The organism is Paenibacillus oenotherae, assembly GCF_019443105.1.
Lineage (GTDB): Bacteria > Bacillota > Bacilli > Paenibacillales > Paenibacillaceae > Paenibacillus_Z > Paenibacillus_Z oenotherae.
This window is the reverse complement of record NZ_JAHZIJ010000017.1, coordinates 32,662-52,347: the sequence shown is the minus strand read 5'-3', so window position 1 is coordinate 52,347 and position 19,686 is coordinate 32,662. Positions and strand designations below refer to the sequence as shown.

Annotated in this window: 17 protein-coding genes; 15 read left to right on the top strand and 2 right to left on the bottom strand. The window is 51.1% G+C overall.

Translation table 11 applies throughout. The features are described from left to right. The first annotated feature begins 30 nt into the window (after positions 1-30). The 7 genes from K0T92_RS19250 (at position 31) to K0T92_RS19220 (ending at position 7,047) form a co-directional block, all read left to right on the top strand. Entirely contained in the window at positions 31-633 is a 603-nt protein-coding gene (locus K0T92_RS19250; protein ID WP_219874108.1) for a sigma-70 family RNA polymerase sigma factor, read from the top strand. Between the two features lie 262 nt (positions 634-895). After that, positions 896-1,660, top strand: a complete 765-nt coding sequence (locus K0T92_RS19245; RefSeq protein WP_219874107.1) for a DUF2087 domain-containing protein — start codon at positions 896-898, stop codon at positions 1,658-1,660. Positions 1,661-1,700: 40 nt separating this feature from the next. Further along, positions 1,701-2,117 (top strand): GIY-YIG nuclease family protein, encoded by a 417-nt coding sequence (locus K0T92_RS19240; protein WP_219874106.1) that lies wholly within the window; start codon positions 1,701-1,703, stop codon positions 2,115-2,117. Between the two features lie 66 nt (positions 2,118-2,183). Further along, a complete protein-coding gene (locus K0T92_RS19235; RefSeq protein WP_219874105.1) occupies positions 2,184-3,464 on the top strand; it encodes an MFS transporter in 1,281 nt (426 codons plus the stop codon). 139 nt (positions 3,465-3,603) lie between these two features. Then, entirely contained in the window at positions 3,604-4,143 is a 540-nt protein-coding gene (locus K0T92_RS19230; RefSeq protein ID WP_343223746.1) for an RNA polymerase sigma factor, read from the top strand. Continuing rightward, complete coding sequence (locus K0T92_RS19225) at positions 4,140-5,699, top strand: ABC transporter substrate-binding protein (RefSeq protein ID WP_219874104.1); 1,560 nt, start codon at positions 4,140-4,142, stop codon at positions 5,697-5,699. Before K0T92_RS19230 ends, K0T92_RS19225 begins: the two co-directional genes overlap by 4 nt. Beyond that, on the top strand, positions 5,692-7,047 hold the full coding sequence (locus K0T92_RS19220) for an ABC transporter substrate-binding protein (RefSeq protein WP_219874103.1): 1,356 nt from the start codon (positions 5,692-5,694) through the stop codon (positions 7,045-7,047). The genes K0T92_RS19225 and K0T92_RS19220 overlap by 8 nt, the downstream gene beginning before the upstream one ends. A gap of 96 nt (positions 7,048-7,143) precedes the next feature. Here the strand turns inward: K0T92_RS19220 and K0T92_RS19215 are convergent, their stop codons facing one another. After that, a complete protein-coding gene (locus K0T92_RS19215) occupies positions 7,144-8,079 on the bottom strand; it encodes a LacI family DNA-binding transcriptional regulator (RefSeq protein WP_219874102.1) in 936 nt (311 codons plus the stop codon). A 172-nt stretch (positions 8,080-8,251) separates the two neighbouring features. On the opposite strand from K0T92_RS19215, the gene K0T92_RS19210 reads away from it, so the two are divergent. From K0T92_RS19210 to K0T92_RS19190, 5 genes are read left to right on the top strand one after another with little or no spacing between them, the layout of a single operon-like run. After that, the gene (locus K0T92_RS19210; RefSeq protein ID WP_219874101.1) at positions 8,252-9,604 is read left to right on the top strand and encodes an alpha/beta hydrolase-fold protein; all 1,353 of its coding nucleotides are present in this window, start codon (positions 8,252-8,254) and stop codon (positions 9,602-9,604) included. Next, a complete protein-coding gene (locus K0T92_RS19205; RefSeq protein WP_219874100.1) occupies positions 9,605-10,942 on the top strand; it encodes an alpha/beta hydrolase in 1,338 nt (445 codons plus the stop codon). Positions 10,943-10,960: 18 nt separating this feature from the next. Beyond that, a complete protein-coding gene (locus tag K0T92_RS19200) occupies positions 10,961-12,310 on the top strand; it encodes a sugar ABC transporter substrate-binding protein (protein WP_219874099.1) in 1,350 nt (449 codons plus the stop codon). 7 nt (positions 12,311-12,317) lie between these two features. After that, positions 12,318-13,640: a carbohydrate ABC transporter permease gene (locus tag K0T92_RS19195; RefSeq protein WP_219874098.1), complete on the top strand. Its 1,323-nt coding sequence runs from the start codon at positions 12,318-12,320 to the stop codon at positions 13,638-13,640. Continuing rightward, positions 13,637-14,479 (top strand): sugar ABC transporter permease, encoded by an 843-nt coding sequence (locus K0T92_RS19190; protein ID WP_219874097.1) that lies wholly within the window; start codon positions 13,637-13,639, stop codon positions 14,477-14,479. Before K0T92_RS19195 ends, K0T92_RS19190 begins: the two co-directional genes overlap by 4 nt. A 14-nt stretch (positions 14,480-14,493) precedes the next feature. On the opposite strand, the gene K0T92_RS19185 is transcribed toward K0T92_RS19190, so the two are convergent. Then, positions 14,494-15,660, bottom strand: coding sequence for an ROK family transcriptional regulator (locus tag K0T92_RS19185; protein WP_219874096.1), 1,167 nt, complete (start codon positions 15,658-15,660; stop codon positions 14,494-14,496). Positions 15,661-15,943: 283 nt separating this feature from the next. Here K0T92_RS19185 and xylA point away from each other — a divergent pair, with 283 nt between their 5' ends. From xylA to K0T92_RS19170, 3 genes are all read left to right on the top strand, one after another. Then, a complete protein-coding gene (xylA, locus tag K0T92_RS19180) occupies positions 15,944-17,257 on the top strand; it encodes a xylose isomerase (protein WP_219874095.1) in 1,314 nt (437 codons plus the stop codon). A gap of 18 nt (positions 17,258-17,275) precedes the next feature. Beyond that, a complete protein-coding gene (gene xylB / locus K0T92_RS19175; RefSeq protein WP_219874094.1) occupies positions 17,276-18,772 on the top strand; it encodes a xylulokinase in 1,497 nt (498 codons plus the stop codon). A gap of 202 nt (positions 18,773-18,974) precedes the next feature. Continuing rightward, entirely contained in the window at positions 18,975-19,676 is a 702-nt protein-coding gene (locus K0T92_RS19170) for an ABC transporter ATP-binding protein (RefSeq protein ID WP_219874093.1), read from the top strand. Positions 19,677-19,686 lie beyond the last annotated feature (10 nt).

Sequence of the window (19,686 nt, the reverse complement as noted above, 5' to 3'; positions counted from 1 at the left end):
CGTGATGACGGACGGCAAAGGGGAATGGCGATGAATGAGGCTCAACTGGTGATGTTGTCGAGGCAGGGAGATCAGCTGGCATTCAACAAGCTTGTGGAACTATATAAGGATAAAATTTATAACATGGCGCATCGGATTCTACGAAGCAAGACAGAGTGCGAGGATGTGGTGCAGGAAACCTTTCTTAAAGTATATCTGAACTTGAATCGCTTTGATGAGAACAAGCGGTTTTCTCCGTGGATTTTTCATATCGGCAAAAATATATGTCTAGATCTGCTGCGCCGCAGGAAAGCGCCTGCACTGCAGCTGGATCAGCCTGTTGCTGCTCAATCCGATCAGAATTTATCACTTCATGACGTCATTCCTAACAAGGCTCCGACTCCTGAGGGAGAAGTAATTGAGCGTGAATTTACGGATAAGATGGCGGAAATGATCGACAAGCTGCCGGACAAGTATAAAAATATTGTACATCAGCGGTATGTGCTTGAGATGTCCATGGAGGATATTAGCAAGGCGAACAATATTCCGGTTAATACGGTCAAATCACGCATTCATCGGGCTAAGGATTTCATGAAGAAGAAATGGGGCAAGACGCTGCTGTTCTACTCCATGCAATTATTCAGCTTCTTCTAAATTAAACTTGAGGATCGCTCATTATGGATTGAATGTGGCCGTTTCTTTCTTGGTGCGTTTGGTGATCCAGACGAGCTTTAGAAAGAGAGGGTCTTTTTTTTTTGCCATTTTCCAATACGGATTTGGCCAATGATAGTGACAGGTCGTTGATTAAATAGATGAAAATAAATTTTGTCTATTTATTAAATAGATATTGAAAAAATATAAACAAAATTATATTATATCTATATAAATAACAAACAAACGATGGAGTTGTTTGAAAATGGATGTATCCGAGCGGTTTTATAGCGCATCAATTCCTGAGCTCAAGCAAGGGATCGTGTATGATTCTTCGGCAGAGTGTTATGTTTGTCTCATCTGCGGGGAGCAATTCGAGGACGGGGTCGTATATGCTGCTGGCAAGCGTTATTTGGAGGCGCATAAATATGCTCGTTATCATATGGAGCAGTCCCATGGCTCGATGCTTCAGTATCTTTTATCACTAGATAAAAAGGCGACAGGTCTAACGGATTTGCAGAAGCAGCTGGTAGGTGCCTTTGCTTCAGGCATGTCGGATGCTGATACTGTAAATCTCACCAGTGCCGGCAGCGCCTCCACGATACGGAACCACAGATTTGCACTCAAGGAAAAGGCCAAGCAAGCAAAGCTGTTTCTTGCTGTAATCGAGCTGATGGAGGATGCCTTGCCTAGCGGCGCCCGATTAATGCCGGTTCACCGTACCGCGCCTCAGGTCGATGAGCGTTATTCGCTAACACAGGAAGAATATAACGCGCTGCTTGGCAAGTATTTGCCGGGCGGCTTAACTGGTCCGCTTACAGGATTGCCGCGCAAACAGAAGCGCAAGGCTGCATTGCTGCGCCATATCGCGACAAGTTTCAAGAAAGGCCGAAAGTACAAGGAGAGCGAGGTCAATGATATTCTTATCCGGTTCATGGCCGAGGAATATATAACCTTGCGCCGTTATTTGATCGATTATGGCTTTCTTGCCAGGGAAGAGGATGGAAGCGCATATTGGCTTAATGTTTAACATGGCCACACGGCAAGAACGAAGGAGGATATTCAGAAATATGAATAGGCGTAAAGAGTTGCAGAACGAGTATGGCATGAAGAAGAGAAGGATGGGTGTCTATGCTATTACGAACACAAGTAACGGGAAACGATATATTGCTTCGACATCTACATTGGATTCAGCATGGCAGCGCGAACAGTTTGTTTTGACGATGGGCTCGCATGCGAACAAGGCGCTGCAGACGGATTGGAGCAGCAGCGAGCTGGCGAAATTCGAGTATGAGGAGCTTGAGGCGCTTAAGCTGGGGGATGAAATCCGTAATGATTATAAAGATATTATGCCGGGCTCTGCCGGGGTCAGGAGGAATGTGGTACAATCTTACAGGGATGAGCTTCGCAAGCTGGAGCTGAAGTGGCTGGAGAAGTTTCAGGCTTACGAGCCGGATGGCTATAATCGTAGACCTAGACAGAATTAACGTGGTACAATGCTAGTCTCTCTGCACAATCATTAATCTGCAACATTACAAGGAGTTGTTTTGACAATGTCTACACAGGCCGCAGCGACCGCATCGAACGGATCGAATGGTCAACTGCTGCGCAATCGTTTTTTTCAAACTGTGCTGTTTTCCAATGTACTGCTCCAAATTGGCATTTGGGTGCGGAACTTGGCACTGATGCTCTATGTAACGGATAAAACTGGTGATGATCCAGTTTCTGTATCACTCATCTATGTTGTTGAATTTGCGCCTATCTTCGTTTTCTCTTTCATTGGAGGAACCTTCGCTGATCGATGGAGACCTAAGAACACTATGATATGGTGCGATATTTTATCAGCCGTGTCGGTATTTGTCGTACTCCTGACAATAATGTTCGAAACTTGGGAAGCGGTATATTTTGCCACCTTTGTATCTGCCATTCTGTCCCAATTCTCGCAGCCGTCGGTCATGAAGCTGTTCAAGCAGCATATACCAGCGGAACAACTGCAAAGCGCTATGGCGATCTTTCAGACTCTGATCGCAATATTTATGGTGCTTGGGCCGAGTCTTGGTGTTATCGTGTACAACAATTTCGGTATCGATGTTTCGATTGCAGTTATGGGTGTGGCGTTTCTGTTATCCGCACTCGTGCTGGTTCGGCTGCCCAAGGATGCGCCTGTAGAGAAAGCTGCAGCTCAAGAACGGCATCTGAGACGCGAGATTGCAGAAGGTTTCCGGTACGTCTGGCGCAGTCCGGTGCTTCGTACGCTGTGCGGGGTATTTGCTTTGGCAGGACTGGCCGTAGGTGTCATGCAGACATTGGGTCTGTTTATCGTGACGGAGAGGCTGGGGAAGCCGAAGGAGTTTCTGCAATTCATGCTTATGATTAACGGAATCGCGATGCTCATTGGCGGCGCCTCCGTCATGCTGGTTGCGAAGAAGCTGTCCCCGCAGAAGATGCTTGCTATTGGCATGCTTGCCTGTGCGCTCTGTGCGGTCGGAATCGGCTATTCTACCAATGTAACGGTTACGCTCGTATTGCAGTTTATCAACGGCCTCTTCTTCCCGATCATTCAAGTTGCTATCAGCACAATGATGCTTCAATGGTCGGAGGAATCTATCGTAGGGCGAGTGAACGGCGTGCTGAGCCCGATGTTTGTCGGCATGATGCTAGTTACTATGGCTACTGCGGGACCAATAAAAACTGTAATGCCGCTTGTCACGCTTTACATCATTGCCGGCGGGCTTATGTTCCTTGGCATGCTGCTGCTGCTGCCGATCTTCAAGTATAAAGCGCCGGAGCAGGCGAACAAGCAGCCTTCGCCATCAGGAATAGGCGCGCATTAATAATACACACATGGATAGCCTCCGGATCGCGCTTGGCAGCGCAGTCCGGGGGCTATGTTGTTGTATTAGGGAACCAATGAAGTGTTGAATCGTCTACTTGTGCGAGGTGAATATTTTGCAGTTCGACTACTTGAAACATGTGACAGACGGCTTGGACCGTAATACCGTACTGAACGAGCTCATGGGTACCTACGGGAAGGACGTCTGGAACTTCGCCTATTTCTTAACGCATCGCAGAGAACTGGCTGACGACATTGCCCAGGAAGTGTTCATCAAGGTGTACGAGCATCTGTATAACTTCCGGGGGCAATCTTCAGTCAAAACATGGCTGCTTGCCATCACCCGCAACACGGCGCGCGACGTGCTGCGGTCGGCATGGATACGCCGAGTGACGCTGATGCCGTTCCACAAGGAGACGGCAGCCAATCCTTCGGCTGAACAGGAAACCATCGACAAGCTGATGACTCAGCAGGTCTGGGCGGTTGTATTCGGGCTGCCGCGCAAGCTGCGCGAAGCGCTCTTGCTCAGCAGCCATTATGGACTCTCGATGAATGAGATGGCGGAAACGCTTCAAGTGTCGGTCGGCACGGCAAAGTCACGGCTGCATCGTGCAAGAGCAGCCGTTAGCCGCAAGCTGTCAGAGGATGCGGTAATGACCGGGGAGGAAGAGTGGACATGAAGGAACCGGTAAAGGATTGGGAGAGCCAGCTTGCCGGCAGGCCTCCGATTAAGAATGGGTTCACCTCGGACCTTGAACATAAAGTGAGGGAACGTATTCGCATGAGACAACGGAAGAACAAGTCTGCCTTTCGCGCTGTTGCGGCGCTGATGAGCATTGTTATTATACTTGGGGGCGGCTGGTGGTTCCGCGATGATTGGAAAGGGATGTTGAACCTTGACAAACCTGAGGATGCCCTGACAGCACTGCTTAATGATCCGCTGGGGGACAAGGAAGTTACACTTAGCGTTCAACTGATGATGTATCGAGATTTTGACCAGATTAAGAAGCCTTTTATTATCCGTCATCCGTCCGTTACGATTGAGACCATTATGACGGAGGTGGAGACGATGCATCAGCCGGAGAAATTCAAAGCGTTCGTTGATAAAGCAAACCCTGATATCTTCATGCTGCCTGTGGAAATCTATTCAGCTATGGCGGCAGAAGGGAAGTTGAAAAGTCTGGATACACTGTTCAAGCAGCATAAGTTTGATCTTGAGGCATACCATGCTCCTCTGGTGGAGATGCTCCGCCTGGCGGGTGGAGGAGAACTGTACGGATTTACAACGGACTTTAATTCCAGCACTTTGCTAGTGAATAGAGGGCTGTTTCAAGAACAGGGCATTGCGCTGCCGGAGGCCGGGGCTTCTATTGACGACATTCTGAATACAGCAGCCAGATTCAAGGGAACGGGCGTATATGGGCTGGTCACGGGAAGTGGTTCCATGGAGCGCGGCGGCTTGTCAGGGTTTGCGACCTTCATCGGACAATCCAGCGGATTAAAGACACTCTCCTATGGGGAGGACAAGGTGGAGGCATCTCTTCAGTCCGAGGGCTGGAAGGGAGTGTGGCAGCGGCTTGTTGACGGCTACAAGGATGGCTGGCTTGGTGAATCGAAGCCAATCGACTGGAGTAAGGGCGCGATGACCAACAAGCAAATTTACAGCACGGAGTTGTTTGCCAACGGCAAGACCGCGATGATTATCGCGGATGATCGCTATTATAAAGATTTGCTTACCTATGAAGCAGCAACGAAGAAGCCGATGGATTGGATTTCTGTACCGTTTAAGCTGGATCCTGGGGTGACGAATCCATACGATTATTTGTCCGCCAATTATGTCTATGCCATCAATGCCAAGTCGACGAATGAGGAGGCAGCCTGGGAGCTGCTCCGGTTCATCGTCGGGAAGGAAACGGCGGACAAATATGATCGGATCGGGGACCGTGGTCCGAATCTGTTGGCGAGATCAGCTGCTATGAAGTCGCAGTTGAAGGAGAAGTGGAACGGTTACTACGGGATGGGAGTCGATCCAGAACGGGCGGCATCCGGCCGGAAGGATGTTGCGGACGGCCGCTATATAGAGAGTCAGAGGGAATTCATCAAGCTTGGCAAGGAACAGATGGATGCGGTCGTTAAAGGAACGAAGACAGTAGAGAGCGCTCTGTCGGAGCTGCAGGGCAAGCTGGATGCATTCCTTGCGGGTCTTGGCGGGCGAGGTGGCGAAAATAATGAATAAATACCGGAATAATTGGCTGCCTAGAGTGGCGATACTCTTGTTCATCATCAGTATGGCGGCAGGCTGCGCGACGGAGGAACCAGGCCAGGGTGCAGATAAGGAAGTGTTGCGAATTGCAGTGGATTCCAGGGATCAGTATGAATATACATACGGCGATTATATTGATGCTGCCTTTCCAGAGCTTGAGGTCGAATTGATCGAAGTGAATCCAGATCTAAGGGAGCCACTGACGAGAGAGGAGTACAGCGAGAAGATAGAGAAGGAGAAGCCGGATCTTATTCTAACCTATAGCTGGAATTATAAAGAGATGGCTCCGAAGGGGCTGCTTATGGATCTGTCAACCTTGATGGCAGACAGCGGCATGGAGGAAGCGGACTTCTATCCCGGCATGATTGATTTAATGAAGCAGTGGGGCAACGGGAGGCTGTACGGGATTTCGCCCGTATTCTCGGCTTCGGTTCTAAACTATAACAAGAAGCTGTTCAAGGAATATGGCATTGATCCTCCCAGCGGGGGCATGACGATGGAAGAGGTCTATGAGCTCGGCAGCCGTTTTGTGTCTAGCGGAGGACAAGCGGATGGAATCATCGGATTCCATCAGGCTTACAGCAATATGCCGTATAATGTGCTCGAAGATTTCGGGACTAGGGAAGGCGGTTACTATACGAGCTTTGCCACTGGTCAAATTAACATTGATACACCAGCATGGCGGCATATTATCGAAACGATTGTTCATCTCTATCAGCTCGGGACATTGTCACTGGATGAAGTGAAAGGGAAAATGATTGATGGTGTGCTGCACTACGACAGGGAGGCATCCATGCAAGCGGATCTGTTCGAGCAGGGGAAGGCGGCTATGACCATTTCCAATTACGGTACATATTCCACCTTGAAGAACGGGGATGAGACCGGTTATGTTATCCCGCCCATCAGTTCAGCAGACCATCAACGAAGCAGCAACATTTATGTTCATACAGCGATGGCCATCGGTGCTGAGGCGGAAAATGTAGAAATGGCGTGGAATGTCATCCGTTTCATGACGAGTGAGCATATGGTGAAGGTCCGCTCGAAGCTGGGCACGGGTGAGGGCTTATCCAGTCACAAAGCTTATTTGAATTATGTATCGGACCCGGTCGTGAAGGAGCTGTACCAGCTGAAGCCTTTTGTTGTGCCCTTCGATACGACGAAGATTGTGATCGATGGCAGCAAGTTTATTAAGCCATTTGAAGAGCTTGTAAACAGGGAAATGATAGCAGCGGTCAAGAAGGAGCAATCGGTTGACAAGCTCGCAGCAACGCTGCAGCGGGAAGGTCAGGCGCTGCTGGATGCAGCCCGAATACCGGAGTAACGCGAGGGTGGGCCAGAGTTAAAGAATTACGCAAAGGGCTGTTCCGACAGCAGCTTCCAGCTGCTATGGAATAGCCCTTTCATGTTAACTGCAGGATTATCCATGATTCTCTGACAGCTGCATTTCGATGCTCTGGTCTCCAGAGGAGCTGAACGGTGATTGCAGCAGCTCACTCATCAATTCGAAGGCAACCTCGGCTTTCGAACGGCTGAGGAGCACCTTGCGAGTCTGCTCCGGCAGAAATTCCGGGCATTCCGAGGTGCATATGACGGTTACGCTATCCGGGCTGCAGTATTTCATAACCTGGAGGGCGAGAAACTCATTCACCACGAGCAGATGCTTATCGGCATGGCGTTCGATAAAGCCTTTGAGCTCATCCCCGTTATCGGATGCAGCTAATATGCAGGATTCATCCAATCCGGAGGCGGATTGGATATTTTGATTGAACAGCATATTGGAGGTCTGCTCATAAATGAGCGCGCAGGACTGTCTCTCCGTGCCGGATAAATAAAACTTGCGGAACAACGTATCCCAATCCGGGTTGACCTTGCGAAACAGCGTATCGCTGATCATGCTGTCAACAATGACGAGCGGCGATCCGTACTGGAGGTTGCTGGATATGGAGTGGAAGGACTGCTCCACCGCATCGATCAGAAAGGCGCCGTCGAGCTTCCGCTCCAGTATAATCTCGTAGTTGGGCTGCAGTGGATCAATCTGGGCGACCAGCAGATGATAGCCCTTGTCATGGCCTATACGCTCCAGGCTGTGAAGAAAGGCTCCGTATTTGAGCAGCTTGGGAATATTGGAACTGGCGCTGTTTACGAACAGGACGCCAAGAACATTGGTTTTGCCCGAGGAAAGTGCTTTGGCGGTCAGGTTCTGCACATATTTCAGCTTGCCTGCAGCCGTAAATACGCGCTGCCTCGTTTCCTCCGGTATCGTTTGCTTGCTTACATTGTTCAGCACATAGCTTACGGTTGCGACGGATACCCCGGCTTCCTTGGCCACATCCCGCAGTGTCGTTTTTTTCATGATCTGCTTACCGCCTTACTAGGATAAAAAGCTTAACCTATCATAAATCTGGTACGAAGAAAATGTCAATCCTACCCGTTGACATTCTCGCGGCCATCCGATATAGTGAAATCACTTAACCGGTTAAGTTTGCGTTTCTCTTATCATAATTTTTATTAAAGGTGGTTCTGGCATGTCCAATTCTGATCAATCTCAGCTTGTTGTTCTATCAGGCATTCATGCTTCACGGTTAGGTAATGATCGGGAGGTGTATATTTATTTGCCCGTCGGCTATGACGATGATTACACGCAGCGATACCCTGTTCTGTACATGCATGTCGGCCAGCATGTATTCAATCCCCGGAAGGAGTCAGGGGAGTCATGGAACATGCATCGCGTTGCAGATCGGCTAATAGCCGGGCGGCTTATCGAACCTCTTATCATCGTCGCTGTGGAGCATAAGTTTGAGGAAGGAACCAGCGAATATTTTCATGATCTGTGCGCTTATCCGATTCGCTGTCTCGGCGAGGACTACGAGCATTTTCTAATTGAGGAATTGAAGCCTCTGGTAGATCGGAGCTTCAGAACTTTGCCGGAAGCGGAGCATACCGGCTTGATGGGCTCATCGGCGGCTGGCATCGCGACATACAACATCGGCCTGCGCAACCCGGATGTATTCGGCATGCTTGGCATTCTATCGCCTTTCTTCGTGAAGGTCGAGCCGTATACGCTGGAGGAAATGGAGCAATACCGTCTGTATCCCCTGAACGAGGGACAGAAGATTTGGCTGGACATCGGCGGAGCGGAAGGTTTTTTTATGCCAAGTCATGTGAAGGAAGTAGCAGAGGAGATGCTTCGCGCTGGCTGGAGGCAGGAAGCGGATCTGTATTATTTTGAGGAACGTGATGCTGCTCATTCCGAACGGGATTGGGGCCGCAGGGCGCATCTGCCGCTTATTCACTTCTTCGGGGGAAAGGGCGAAGCAGTGAAGGTGGAACTGCAGGGAGACGATACGGTGGGCGTGGAAGGGCCAGAGCTTTGTATCAACGCTGTCGTCACGCTGGATAATGAGTTCAGCTTCAGCGATCTGGCGGGCAGCTATCGATCAGATCACCCGGAGATTCTAGAAGCAGCGCCGTCGGGACTATTGCTGCCGAAGCAGCCGGGAACTGCGACGATTACTTACAGCTATGGCGGACTGGAGGCCTCCCGCACATACACCGTAGTAGAGGAACTGTCTGAAACGGTTGATATCGAGATCGAAATTCATGTGCCGGAGTTTACCCCGGATGATGATGTGATCTATGCAACCTTCAACGTTCCACGGATCAGCAAAGGGCTGTACGGGAGTGAGATCAAGCTGCCGCGGGGAATGACCTTTGATTTCCTTATAACGCGCGGCTATGATAAGGACGAAGTCGATCTTGAATTCGGGCAGATCCCTTACAGAAGACTCGTTGCCGACAAGGACAAGAAGGTCAGTTATACGGTCAGCAATTGGATCGATCTGAAGCCCATTAATCAATTGACGAAGGAAGAATACTGAATGACTGGACAATCGAGAATTGAAACCATTGCCGCCTTTCGCTCGCAATTTTTGAACAATGAGAGGAGCCTGTTCATCTATTTGCCTCCCTCATATGACAAGGAGACGGATAGGCTCTATCCTGTCCTTTATGTACATGACGGGCAGAATGCCTTCGAGCCTTCTTTTAACGGAGAATCATGGAATCTGCACCGCAACTGCGATGAGCTGATCGAAGAGGGCCGCATCGAAGAACTGATTATTGTCGCCGTGGCCAATATGGGATCGCAGCGCAATAGCGAATTTGCGCATTCCGGCACGTTCTCGGAGAGACTGGATTATGCCTGCCTCGGAGAATACTATGAGAAGTTTCTGATAGAGGAGGTGAAGCCCCATATTGACCGCACTTATCGTACGAAGCAGGAGAGCTGTCATACAGCGCTGATGGGTTCGTCCAGAGGAGGCCTGGTCACCTATCACATTGGCTTCCGGCGTCCGGATGTATTCGGCAAGCTGGCGATGCTCTCGCCGTATTTTGCTCATTACCATGAACAAGAGATGACGCACAGTCCGATGATTCAGCATTTTAATCAAAAAGAGGAGCTTCGTCTCTGGATCGACACCGGCGGAATGGAAGGAATGACCGTGCAGGTAGGCCATGTCAGAAGAATGGTTGAGCATTTCATAGCTCTCGGCTATCGCTCCGGCGATGATCTCATGTTCTGCTATGAACCGCTGGCAGAGCATAACGAGGCTACATGGGAGCGGCGGGTCTATGCTCCGCTAATCTATTTCTTCGGGAATATGGGAGAGGCAGTGTCGGCAGAGCTGATCGGTGATGATATTGCGGGGGTTGAAGGGGCGAGCAGCTTTATCTATCCGATTGTCACTTATGAAAGCGCTGTAAAAGTTGTGGATATGGATGCGCGGTTCAAGCTGACGCCAGATAATCTGGCTCTGGTTACCCCGGAGGGCCTGATTATGGCCTGGGCAGCCGGACAGTGCGAAATCGAATACGCGCCCCCTGCATTGTCTGTATCTGCATCCAAAGCGCTGACGGTTGTTCCGGCATTATCCCCGGAGGTGTTGGTTGACATTGAGGTTACTGTACCGGCGCATACCCCGGAGGATGCCAGAGTTTATGCGGGAGTAGAACTTGTTCGGAGCGGCCCGCAAACCTTCTGCAGAAGGTTCTCACTGCCTAGAGGCAGCGGCTTCTCCTTCCACATCTGCGAATATTCGCAATTGCAGGAGGCTGGCGCGGACGGGGAGGCGATACCTAAGCGACAATTCGTCGCCAATGAGGATTTTTCAGTTCGCTATGAAGTGCAAAGCTGGGTTCAAGTTCAATCCTTATAAGGACGGTGGAAACATCTAATGAAGAAAAAAACATCTATTGGAAGTCTGTCCAAAGTATCACTCGTTGTCGCAGCGCTGTCACTCACCATGGTGACAGCATGCTCCAACAATGCGAACGAGCCAGCGGGAAATCATGCATCCGGTGCAAGCAAGTTCGATCTGACCTTCGACAAGCTGGAGACCGATCTCGTTCCTGAGCCCGGTGCAAGCCTGCTGGTCTGGGAGAGCAAGGAAGCCCGTCCGTTCGTGGAGGCTATCATGAAGGAATTCACGGATGTCTATGGTGTCGAGGTGAGGATGCAAGAGCTTGGAACGATGGATCAGATCGGCAAATTCGAGCTGGACGGCCCGGCGGGGCTGGCTGCGGATGTCATCACGACCTCGCAGGACCATCTGGGAAAAGCGGCGAGCGCAGGGTTGATTCTCCCCAATGACGAGTTTGAAGCAGCTACCCGCAGCGAGCATGAGGAGGTAGCGGTTACTGCGGCTTCCTACAATAACAAGCTGTACGGCTATCCGATCAAGGTGATGACTTACGCAATGTTCTACAATAAGGATTTGATCAGCAAGCCTCCTGCAACGATGGAAGAGGTTATTGAGTTCTCCCAAACGTTCAACGATCCGGACAGCAACAAGTATGGCTTTATGTTCGACGTACCCTTCTTCTACTTCAGCTATCCGTTCATCGGCTCCACGGGCGGCTATATATTCGGCAAGGACGGCACCGACCCGGCCGATATTGGCTTGAATAATGAAGGTGCGATCAAGGGAATGGAGCTGTTCGCCAGCTTGCGCGATAAAGTGCTTCCGATTTCCGCAGGCGACATCGCAAGTGATATCAAGACAACCTTGTTCAGCGAGGGAAGCGTCGCGATGAATGTGACAGGCTCATGGTTCATTGATACATTCCGGCAAGCGGGCATCAATTTTGGGGTTGCTCCTATACCGGCCGTAGGCGGTCAGGATTCGGTTACGCTGTCCCAGGTCAATTCATGGTATGTCAGCGCTTACAGCAAATATCCCAATGCGGCAAAATTGTTCGCGAGATTCGCTTCCAATAAATCAGCACAGCTGCTGAACTACGAGCTGACAGGAGCAGTACCCACACACAAGGAAGCAGCGCAAAATGCGGTTATTCAAGCGGATGAAATTACAAGTGCCTTCTATAAACAATTCAGCAGCTCGCATTCCGCGCCTTCCATTCCGGAAATCGGCAGCGTTTGGGTTCCGATGGATGCAGCAATGGTGGAGATTTGGGACGGCAAGGATGTAAAGGAAGTGCTGGACAGAGCGGTCAAGCAAATCCGTGACGCTATATCGCTGAATGCCAAATCGCCAAAGCCGGATTCAACCAAGGCTTCCTTCTGACGGCCCTATGAAAACAAAACATTACCATCATCTGGTCGCTCCTGTCTTGTCAGCAATTCTGCCAGGAGCAGGGCAGCTCTACAATCATCAGTGGGTGAAAGGCTTCATCATGTTTCTTGCAAGCGGTTTCGCTGTCACCTACTTTGCATCCGCCCTGCGGCAGGCGATCTGGGGAATAGCAACACTTGGAGATGCCCCTTCCCGGCTTGTTGAGGTAGATGGCAAATCCGTGAATATTCCGGGGGATCATTCCATCAATCTTATGATTCAGAGCCTGATTGTGCTGTTTCTGCTCGCGCTTTATATTATCCTTTGCATTCAGGCAGCCAGAGACGCCTATTCGACGGGGAAGAGGCGCAATGCGGGCCTGTCTCCGTCAACCTTCAGGCAGACGCTGACTTACTTGCATGATTTCAAATTCGCTCAATTGCTGCTGGTTCTGCCGGCAGCAGGCATTCTGTTTCTGACCATTCTGCCCATCGTATTTATGATTCTGCTTGCTTTTACCAACTATTCTTCGCCGCATCATATTCCGCCAGGCAATTTGGTCGATTGGACCGGATTCGAAACATTCGTCCAGTTGTTCCGATTGAGCAGTTGGAGCGGCACCTTCCTTGGCGTATTGGGCTGGACGGTGCTGTGGGCAGTCGTCGCGACCGCAACGACGTTCGCAAGCGGGCTTGCTGTTGCGCTGGTGCTTTCCCAGAAGGAAGTCCGGCTGAAAGGGATATGGCGGACGCTGATCATTATTCCTTACGCCATTCCTCAGATGATCTCTTTATTAGCGATGAAAATGATGTTCAACGGCAAGTTCGGTCCCATTAATCAGTATTTGTCGCATTTCGGATTAGGTGAGCTGCCTTGGCTCACAGATCCGTTCTGGGCCAAATTAACAGTCATCATCGTCAATATGTGGGTTGGCATGCCCTTGTCCTTTTTGCTCGTGAGCAGCGTTCTGTCCACGATTCCGCCGGATTTGTACGAAGCAGCGAAAGTGGAGGGAGCAGGGCGGTGGCAGCAGGCCCGGATTATCACCCTTCCATTTATTATGTTTGCGATTGCGCCGATCATCATCATCCAGCTCGCGGGCAATTTCAACAATTTCAATGTTATCTATTTGCTTACGAACGGCGGTCCCTCCAATCCGGAGTATCAGTTTGCGGGACATACGGATTTATTGATCACTTGGCTGTACAAGCTGACACTGAACAATAATATTTATAATATCGCTTCCGCGATTGGAATCATTCTTTTTATTATTATAGCTGCATTCTCAATTTGGAATTACCGCCAAACCCGATCGTTCAAGGATGAGGAGATGACACAATGATTGCCAGGAAGTCAGTAAAATTCAGAGTTATGGCCAGCTATCTCTTTCTTGCGGCTGTCGTATGCTGGAGCTTGTACCCGGCGGCCTGGGTTGTGCTCTCCTCCTTCAAGCCGGGCAAATCGCTGTACAGCGAGACGTTTATTCCGAAGAGTCTGACATTGGCCCATTATGTTGAATTGTTTCAATCCAAGAGCCTGATGTTCACTACGTGGTATCTCAATACGCTGGAGGTGGCCGTGCTCAGCATGCTGCTCAGCACGCTGCTGGTCACGATCACAGCCTATGCTTTGTCCCGGTTCCGCTTCCCCTGGAGGAAAGCATCACTGACACTGATCCTTGTGCTTGGAATGTTTCCCGGCTTCATGAGCATGGTTGCGGTCTACATTCTGCTCATGCAGTTGGGGCTGCTGGATACACATGCGGCGCTTGTCATTGTCTATTCGTTCGGCTCCATTATCTTCAACCTGTTTGTTGCCAAAGGGTTCTTCGATACATTGCCGAAAGGAATCGAGGAAGCGGCGCGCATAGACGGAGCGGGCAATTTCCGTGTCTTCACGAGCATCATGCTGCCCTTGTCCAAGCCGATGCTTGTATTCGTAGCGTTAACGACCTTCACAGGCGCATGGGTGGATTTCATATTCGCAAGCCTGGTTCTTCGTTCCAAGGAAAAGTGGACGGTAGCTGTTGGATTGTACGATATGGTCAACTCCTACCAGAACGCTTACTTCACCCTGTTCGCGGCGGGGGCGGTCTTCATCGCGATCCCGATCACCCTCTTGTTCATGTACCTCCAGCGTTTTTTTGTCAGTGGACTGACAGCCGGCGCGAATAAAGGATAGTGTGGAAGGGCGGCCTAATCCCCGCGCTTGATTCTGCCCAGGAATTGATTAATGGCATAATAGGCCGCTCCGCGAACTGCGGATTGATCACTCAGCTCTGCGAACAGGACCCGCATCCGGCTGAAGTGCTGCGGGAGCGTACGCCTGGCGACTGTCTCCTGCACAGCCTCATTGATCCAGGCTTCAGCACGGCTCATGCGGTTCCCGATAATGACGACGTCAGGGTTAAAGACATTGACGATGTTGGCAATTCCTACGCCCAGGCATTCACCGATACGGCGAAAAAGCACCAGCACCGCTTCTTCGCCAGCCGCGGCAGCTGCGAGCAATGCATCAAGATCAGAATAACCAAGCTCAGCTGCTTGTTCCAGCAGAGCGTTCTCTGAAGCATACAGCTCCCAGCAACCTTGATTGCCGCAGCGGCAAGGCTTGCCGTTCAGGTCGATGGAGAGATGGCCCAGCTCGCCGGAGAAGCCGGATGCACCTTTATACAGCTCCCGATTGAGAATAATGCCGGTCCCGATTCCGATCCCGACACTGACGTAGATTTGGTGTGTAATATTGCGGCCAGCGCCATACTTTTGCTCTCCTTGAGCGCCTGCATTGGCTTCATTATCTATCGTGACAGGAATGTTGAACTGCTGCTGGAGCATGGATTGGAGCGGTACTTCCTGCCACTCCAGATTCGGTGCGAACAGGATGGTTCCTTGATCGCTGACGATACCGGGGACGCCAATTCCGATCCCAACAACGCCATAGGGACTATCTGGCATTAGCGAGATCAAGTCCTTGATGCAAGCGGTCAGCAGGGGCAGCACATCATGGAGCTGGTGAGTCTGAAGCGCAAGCTCGCGCTCTTGAAGCACGCTGCCCTCCAGATCGGTAAGCACGCCGCGTATATAATTAACGCCCAGATCGATGCCGATTGCATAGCCCGCGCTGCTGTTGAACAGCAGCATGACGGGTTTTCGGCCGCCGCTGGATTGCCCCGGCCCATTCTCAACGACGAGCCGGCTGTCGATCAGATCCTGAACAAGGCTGGATACAGTTGCTTTGTTCAGACCGGTTTGTTCTGATATTTGTGCGCGTGACAATGGGGCTTGTGCAATGATGGTATCCAGCACAATCGCTGTATTCATTTTTTTGATCATGGCGAGATCGCCGGTAGCTTTGGATTTCATAATGGAATACTCCTATCGAGTCGTGAATGACATCAGAGTGATGGATCGGCTATGCTAATGTCCTTATTCAATACGGCGCATACTATTGTAACACGATTATTCCGGCATGGAAGTTTCTGCAGGCCGCGGATGACGGTTACAAACAGTTTACCACATTTAACTTAGTTTGTTTAATGGACAAACTAAGTTCTTGTGTGCTATGCTACGGACAAGGACGGATGCGAGAGCGGTTACATGATGATATATCGTCCACTTCCAGACAACATGAGGAGGCTACTGTGACATGAGTTATTTTCAATCAATCGGCAAGATACAATATGAGGGCAAGGGATCAGACAATCCGTTGGCATTCAAGCATTATAATCCTTCTGAAATTATTATGGGCAAATCTATGGAAGAGCATATGCGCTTCGCTATTGCCTATTGGCATACATTAACAGGGGCTGGCTCCGATCCGTTCGGAGCAGGTACAGCCCATCGCGCTTGGGATTATGCGGATGCGATGGATACCGCGAAGGCGCGGGTGGAAGCGAATTTTGAATTTCTGGACAAGATCGGCGTGCCCTACTATTGCTTCCATGATCGCGATATAGCGCCGGAAGGGAACACGCTGCAGGAAACGAACCGCAATCTGGATGTCATTGTGGAATTATTGGAGCAGCATATGCGGACATCGGGCAAGAAGCTGCTGTGGAATACAGCCAATATGTTCACGCATCCGAGATTCGTCCATGGCGCAGGCACGACCTGCAATGCAGATGTATATGCTTACGCAGGCGCACAGCTGAAGAAAAGCCTGGAGATTGGCAAGCGTCTCGGTGCGGAGAACTATGTATTCTGGGGCGGACGCGAAGGCTATGAGACGCTGCTTAACACCGATATGGCATTTGAGCTCGACAATTTGGCGCGTCTGTTCCATATGGCGCTGGCGTACACCAAAGAGATTGGCTTTGAGGCCCAATTCTTAATTGAGCCCAAGCCTAAGGAGCCGTCCAAGCATCAATATGATTTTGATGCGGCTACGACGATAGCCTTCTTGCAGAAATACGGTTTGCAGGAGCATTTCAAGCTGAATCTGGAAGCCAATCATGCCACGCTTGCAGGACATACTTTCGAGCATGAGATTCGAGTTGCAGCGATTAACGGCATGCTGGGCTCGCTGGACGCGAATCAAGGCGACCTGCTGCTTGGCTGGGATACGGATGAATTTCCGACCGACTTGTACGCAACGACACTTACAATGTTCGAGGTGCTTAAAGCCGGAGGCATCGGCAAGGGAGGCGTCAACTTTGATGCCAAGGTCCGCCGCGGCTCGTTCGAAGACGAGGATCTGTTCCTGGCGCATATTGCCGGTATGGACAGCTATGCGTGGGGCCTCAAGGCTGCTGCGAAGCTGATTGAGGATCGCGTGCTCGACGGAATCGTTGATAACCGCTACCGCAGCTTCAACGATGGCATCGGAGCAGATATCGTGGCAGGGAAGGCTACTTTGCACACTTTGGAGCAGTATGCGCTGCAGAATAATCCCATCAAGAACGAGTCTGGCCGCCAGGAGCGGATCAAGCTTGTGCTCAGCGAGATTATTTTCAGCGTATAGAAGGAGGAGCTGAGCTTGTTGTCATATGTGATTGGAATCGATCTGGGTACAAGTGCGGTCAAGGCGCTGCTCTTGGACAGGCACGGGAAGATCGTCTCCGAAGCTTCCCGGAGCTACCCGCTCTATCATGAGCATTCAGGCTGGAGCGAGCAGCGGCCGGAGGATTGGGTACAGGGCACGCTGGAAGCGCTGAATGAATTGACGGGGAAAGCGGATGTGCCTATTCATTCAATTGAAGGAATCAGCTTCTCCGGTCAGATGCATGGCCTCGTGCTTCTTGATAGCGAAGGCAATCCGCTTCGTAATGCGATATTGTGGAACGATACGCGAACAACCGAGGAGTGCCGTGAAATTGAGCTTGCTCTTGGTGACAGGCTGCTTGATATTACACGCAATCCTGCATTGGAAGGATTCACTCTGCCCAAAATTTTGTGGGTACGAAAGCATGAGCCGGACATATTCGCGCAAGCCGCCCGGTTCCTGCTGCCCAAGGATTATGTCCGATACAGGCTGACAGGCGCGCTGCATATGGATTATTCAGATGCAGCGGGCACGCTGCTTCTGGATGTTGCCAATCAGGAGTGGAGCGCGGAGGTGCTTGCTGCGATGGAGCTGTCTATGAGCTTCTGCCCGTCGCTTATTGAATCGCATGGTCTGGTAGGCACACTGCTGCCGGAGCCTGCTGCACGAGCGGGGCTGTCCCCTGCAACAAGGGTATTCGCGGGAGGGGCAGACAATGCGTGCGGCGCAATCGGCGCCGGCATTCTTCAAGAGGGGCTTACGATGTGCAGCATCGGGACGTCTGGCGTTATTCTGGCGTATGAGCAGGACAGCGGCAGTGACTATGGAGGCCGAGTGCATTTCTTCAATCACGGCAAGAGCGATGCCTTCTATGCGATGGGAGTTACACTCGCCGCCGGATATAGCCTGAGCTGGTTCAAGAATACCTTCGCAAAGCAGGAATCGTTCGCAGAGCTGCTTGCGGGTGTTGAGGAGATTGCGCCTGGCTCCAGGGGCCTTCTCTTCACCCCTTATATCGTGGGCGAGCGAACACCGCATGCCGATTCCGTCATTCGCGGGAGCTTTATCGGAATTGACGGCTCGCATGAGCGGGTACATTTTGCTAGGGCTGTTATGGAAGGCATTACATTCTCGTTGAACGAATCGGTTGATCTGTTCCGCCGTGCGGGCAAAGAGATCGATACGATCATCTCCATTGGCGGCGGCGCGCAAAATCCGGTCTGGCTGCAGATGCAGGCTGATATCTTCAATGCTGATGTTGTTGCGCTTGAGAACGAGCAGGGACCTGGCTTGGGAGCTGCTATGCTTGCGGCATTCGGCTGCGGCTGGTACGCCAGCCTGAAGGATTGTGCGGATTCATTCGTGAAGCGGGCCTCCGTATTCAAGCCGCAGCCTGCCGCAGTTGGCGTATATGCGGAATTGTTCCGCACTTATCAGCAGGTGTACCGCCAGACGCGCGAGCTGAATGAGGCGCTGCAACCCTATAGAGGGTAGCGGACTTTGATCGGATTACTTGGAATTGTCGGCAATGATATGACCGCTTGCAGCAGGCTCCGGGCCTGCTGCAAGCGGTTTTGTTGTACAGAAACGGAATAATTGTTGGCGGCAAAGGAACTTGTTCCCCTCCCTATTCGTATATACAGCAGAAAGTCAATGTGCGTGCATTTGGCATTATGGCAGGATGGAGGTTCTAACGATGAATGTGTTAACGGTGGACATAAGGAAAGCGGGTTATGAGGAGCATCAGCCTGTCATCCGGAATGTAGCTTTTTCCATCGGAGCAGGTGAGCTTGTCGGCCTGATCGGACCCAATGGAGCGGGCAAGAGCACGACGGTGAAGTCTGTTCTGGGCCTTCTCAGGCATGTTGACGGAAAGGTTGAATTTGGGGGGGACAATGGCAGATATGCCTACGTACCGGAGCAGCCCGTGCTCTATGAATATATGACATTGTGGGAGCATCTGCAGCTTGCCGCCTCCGCATATGGTCTGGACGAGGGGACGTTCATTTCCCGGGCAGAGAAACTGCTTGAGCAATTCCGGCTAACCCATGATCGCCACCGGCTTCCGACAGGCTTCTCCAAAGGAATGCAGCAGAAAATGATGCTCATTATAGGTTTTATGCTGGAGCCGGATATTTACGTCGTGGACGAGCCGTTCGTCGGTCTTGATCCCAGGGCGACACGCGATTTTCTGGAGCTGCTTCAGGCAGAGAGGCAGCGCGGTGCCGGTGTACTGATGTCAACTCATGTTCTTGATAGTGCTGAACGTCTGAGCAGCAGATTGATCCTTATCGATGCGGGTTCAATCGTCGCGCAGGGAACGCTTGACGAGGTGAGGAATCAGGCGGGCTGTGCGCCGGATGCGCCTTTATCCGAGTGCTTCTATGCGCTGACATGAGGGGGTGCAA